Source organism: Thioalkalivibrio sp., from assembly GCF_007692535.1.
In the GTDB taxonomy this organism is placed as follows: Bacteria; Pseudomonadota; Gammaproteobacteria; order Ectothiorhodospirales; family Ectothiorhodospiraceae; genus Thioalkalivibrio.
In genome coordinates, this window is record NZ_REBW01000222.1 from 1 (window position 1) to 3,327 (window position 3,327).

Consider the following 3,327-nt stretch of genomic DNA (forward strand, 5'->3'; position numbering starts at 1 on the left):
ATGAATGGGGTCGATCTGATACGCGAGGCCCGCAGCCTGAGGCCCAACCTGCCCGTCATGCTGATTACCGGTTACGCGGACCTGACGGATGACATGGACGACATTGTCCTCTTGCACAAGCCATTTCAGGTAGCGGAACTCGTGTCGAACCTGCACGAACTGCTTGGGGCGTCCCACGACCGCTGATTGCACTCGACGTGTTTCGCCCGGCGGGCCGCGCGTTCGATGCCTCGCGTTGTCATCCGTCGAAGCCCAACCCGAGCGCACGGACCGATTTGCAGTGATTCGGCCCGATCCGGGCCCCCGGGAAAATTGTTATTACAGACAATGTTTTATTGCATTCTGGTGCCAATATCTGTTGACACTTCGAACGAATGGGCTAGCGTCTATCAGATCCGGCCCCGCCTCTGCGGCCGGTCCAGACAGCCCGTTGCACGATCGTTCTCGGAAGTCCAGGTGCGCCTGATCCGAGGGTCGTGTCCCTTCAGAGGCAGAGAGGGATGCAAGCCATGGAGTACGCAGAGATCTACGAACGCGCATTGCGCGATCCCGAGTCCTTCTGGGGCGAGGCCGCTGGTGCCATTCACTGGGATGCCCCCTGGGAAAAGGTCCTCGACGACAGTGGGGCGCCGTTCTACCGCTGGTTCCCGGGCGGGCGGCTGAACACCTGCTACAACGCATTGGACCGGCACGTGGACGCCGGTCGGGGTGACCAGCCGGCGGTGATTTACGACAGTCCCGTGACGGGAACCAAACGAAGCATCAGTTATCGGGAGATGCGCGACGAGGTGGCGCTGTTCGCCGGCGCCCTGGCCAGGTTGGGCGTCGGCAAGGGCGATCGGGTGATCATCTACATGCCGATGGTGCCCGAGGCATTGGTCAGCATGCTGGCCTGTGCCCGGATCGGTGCCGTGCACTCGGTCGTTTTCGGTGGTTTCTCCGCCCACGAACTCGCGGCCCGCATCGACGACGCCAGGCCCCGGGTGGTGGTGGCGGGATCCTGCGGCATCGAGCCCAGCCGGGTGGTGCCGTACAAGCCCATGCTGGACCGGGCCATCGAACAGGCCGGGCACAAGCCCGAACACTGCATCATCCTGCAGCGCCCCCAGGGGCCGGCCGCGATGGTGCCCGGTCGGGATCTGGAATGGAGCGAGGCGCTGGTGGGGGCCGAGCCTGAAGAATGCGTATCCGTGGCGGCCACGGATCCCCTGTATATTCTGTACACCTCCGGCACCACGGGCCGGCCCAAGGGTGTGGTGCGCGACAACGGCGGCCATGCGGTGGCGCTCAAGTGGAGCATGGAACACGTCTACGGCGTGAAGCCCGGCGAGGTGTACTGGGCCGCCTCCGACGTCGGCTGGGTGGTGGGCCACTCCTACATCGTCTATGGCCCGTTGCTGCACGGCTGCACCACGATCGTCTACGAGGGCAAGCCCGTGGGCACGCCCGATCCGGGCGCTTTCTGGCGGGTGATCGCCGAGCACGGGGTCTCGGTCATGTTCACGGCACCCACCGCGTTCCGGGCGATCAAGAAGGAAGACCCGAGGGGCGAGTACCTCGCGCGCCATGACCTGACCGGGTTCCGTGCCCTGTTCCTGGCGGGCGAGCGCTGCGATCCGGATACCCTGAACTGGGCTGCGGCGATGCTCGAGCGCCCGGTGATCGACCACTGGTGGCAGACGGAGACCGGTTGGGCGATCGCCGGCAATTTCCTGGGCATCGAACGGCTTCCGGTCAAGCCCGGCAGTGCGGGCAGGCCCGTACCCGGATACGACGTGCGTATCCTGGACGACCAGGGCGACGAGGTCGCCGCCGGCGCGATGGGGCGCATCATGCTCAGGCTGCCGATGCCGCCCGGCTGCCTGCTCACCCTGTGGAACAACGACCGGCGTTTCCGGGAGTCCTACCTGGACCACGTGCCCGGGTACTACCTGACCGGCGATTCCGGCTACCTCGACGAGGACGGCAATCTGTACGTGATGGGACGCATCGACGACACCATCAACGTCGCCGGGCACCGACTCTCCAGCGGCGCGATGGAGGAGATCCTTGCCGCGCACCCGGCGGTGGCCGAATGCGCGGTGATCGCGGTGGCCGACGACCTGAAGGGCTCGCTGCCCCTCGGGCTGGTGGTGGTCAAGAGCGGCGTGACCCAGGAGCCCGAAGCCCTGTGCAGGGAACTGGTCGCGAAGGTGCGCGACGAAATCGGCCCCGTGGCCGCGTTCCGGAAGGTGGTCGTGGTGGATCGGCTTCCCAAGACGCGCTCGGGCAAGATCCTGCGCGGCGTGATGCGCCGGATCGCCGACAATGAGGCCTACCAGACCCCCGCCACCATCGACGACCCGGCCATCCTCGACGAGATCCGCGCCCGTCTCAGGACCATCGGGTACGCGACCGTGTCTACCGATGGCGAAGTCTGAGCCGTCCCAATAGGAGCCCCGCATGAACGACACCGGATCACCGGCCACGACCCCTGGCGCCCGCCTGCGCCGCGCCGTCGAAGAAGAACGGCCACTGCAGGTGATGGGCGCGATCAACGCCTATCACGCCACCCTCGCTGCGCAGAGCGGCTATCGCGCGCTGTACCTCTCGGGTGGCGGCGTCGCGGCCGGCTCGCTGGGTCTGCCCGACCTTGGCATCAGCACGCTGCACGACGTGCTGGAGGATGTTCGGCGCATCACCTACGTTACGGATCTGCCCCTGCTGGTGGATGCGGACACCGGCTTCGGTTCCAGCGCCTTCAATATCGCGCGCACCGTGCGCGAACTCATTCGTGCCGAGGCCGCCGGCTGCCATATCGAGGATCAGGTGCAGGCCAAGCGCTGCGGTCACCGTCCGGGCAAGGCCATCGTGACCAAGGCCGAGATGGCGGACCGGATCAAGGCCGCGGCCGATGCGCGCGACCGGGACTTCGTGATCATGGCGCGCACCGACGCGCTGGCCAGCGAGGGCCTGGAGAACGCCATCGAGCGGGCCGTGGCCTGTGTGGAGGCCGGCGCCGACATGATCTTCCCCGAGGCGGTGACGGAACTCGAGCAGTACCGGCGTTTCGTGGACGCCACGGGTGTGCCCGTGCTCGCCAACATCACCGAGTTCGGCAGGACGCCGCTGTTCACCACGCTGGAGCTGAAGGACGCCGGCGTGGCACTGGCCCTCTATCCGCTGTCCGCCTTCCGCGCCATGAACCAGGCGGCGCTGCGGGTATACGAGGCCATCCGCCGCGACGGTACCCAGAAGGCGGTGCTGGACACCATGCAGACCCGCGACCAGCTCTACGAACACCTGGGCTATCACGCCTACGAGGAAAAACTCGACGCGCTCTACAGC

2 protein-coding genes and 1 pseudogene are annotated in these 3,327 nt (G+C 66.5%); all 3 read left to right on the plus strand.

The window, feature by feature from the left end:
- Positions 1-186 (plus strand): annotated as a pseudogene (locus EA346_RS12765) (hypothetical protein); the annotation flags it as partial.
- Between the two features lie 290 nt (positions 187-476).
- The gene (locus EA346_RS12770; protein WP_296759194.1) at positions 477-2,420 is read left to right on the plus strand and encodes a propionyl-CoA synthetase; all 1,944 of its coding nucleotides are present in this window, start codon (positions 477-479) and stop codon (positions 2,418-2,420) included.
- Positions 2,421-2,442: 22 nt separating this feature from the next.
- Positions 2,443-3,327, plus strand: an 885-nt coding sequence (prpB, locus tag EA346_RS12775; RefSeq protein WP_296759196.1) for a methylisocitrate lyase, incomplete at its 3' end; no start/stop codon positions are given.